The following is a 1,277-nucleotide window of genomic DNA, read 5'->3' as shown; positions in this document are numbered from 1 at the left end:
TCCCCATCACCCCGAAGGGCATGCTGGCAACATAGAACAAGGGTTGCGCTCGTTGCGGGACTTAACCCAACATCTCACGACACGAGCTGACGACAACCATGCACCACCTGTCACTCTGTCCCCCGAAGGGGAACGTCCTATCTCTAGGATTGTCAGAGGATGTCAAGACCTGGTAAGGTTCTTCGCGTTGCTTCGAATTAAACCACATGCTCCACCGCTTGTGCGGGCCCCCGTCAATTCCTTTGAGTTTCAGCCTTGCGGCCGTACTCCCCAGGCGGAATGCTTAATGCGTTAGCTGCAGCACTAAAGGGCGGAAACCCTCTAACACTTAGCACTCATCGTTTACGGCGTGGACTACCAGGGTATCTAATCCTGTTTGCTCCCCACGCTTTCGCGCCTCAGCGTCAGTTACAGACCAAAAAGCCGCCTTCGCCACTGGTGTTCCTCCATATCTCTACGCATTTCACCGCTACACGTGGAATTCCGCTTTCCTCTTCTGCACTCAAGTTCCCCAGTTTCCAATGACCCTCCACGGTTGAGCCGTGGGCTTTCACATCAGACTTAAGAAACCGCCTGCGCGCGCTTTACGCCCAATAATTCCGGACAACGCTTGCCACCTACGTATTACCGCGGCTGCTGGCACGTAGTTAGCCGTGGCTTTCTGGTTAGGTACCGTCAAGGTGCCGCCCTATTTGAACGGCACTTGTTCTTCCCTAACAACAGAGCTTTACGATCCGAAAACCTTCATCACTCACGCGGCGTTGCTCCGTCAGACTTTCGTCCATTGCGGAAGATTCCCTACTGCTGCCTCCCGTAGGAGTCTGGGCCGTGTCTCAGTCCCAGTGTGGCCGATCACCCTCTCAGGTCGGCTACGCATCGTTGCCTTGGTGAGCCGTTACCTCACCAACTAGCTAATGCGCCGCGGGTCCATCTGTAAGTGGTAGCCGAAGCCACCTTTTATGTTTGAACCATGCGGTTCAAACAAGCATCCGGTATTAGCCCCGGTTTCCCGGAGTTATCCCAGTCTTACAGGCAGGTTACCCACGTGTTACTCACCCGTCCGCCGCTAACATCAGGGAGCAAGCTCCCATCTGTTCGCTCGACTTGCATGTATTAGGCACGCCGCCAGCGTTCATCCTGAGCCAGGATCAAACTCTCCGAAGAAATGTTTGACTTGCTCAATTTAAAAAATAAAAATTAACGTTGACGTTTGTCGCTTTGTTCAGTTTTCAAAGTTCAATATATTTGGAGCGGGTGATGAGAATCGAACTCACGAC

1 rRNA gene is annotated in these 1,277 nt (G+C 53.0%); it reads right to left on the bottom strand.

Annotated features, from left to right (window positions below):
* A 16S ribosomal RNA gene (locus ACFVUT_RS37730) occupies nucleotides 1–1,164 on the bottom strand; the annotation flags it as partial.
* Between the last annotated feature and the right edge of the window lie 113 nt (nucleotides 1,165–1,277).

This window comes from Streptomyces sp. NPDC058051, from assembly GCF_042885475.1.
Taxonomy (GTDB): Bacteria; Actinomycetota; Actinomycetes; order Streptomycetales; family Streptomycetaceae; genus Streptomyces.
Note: the sequence above shows the minus strand (reverse complement) of the source record. Positions and strands in the feature narration are given on the sequence as shown.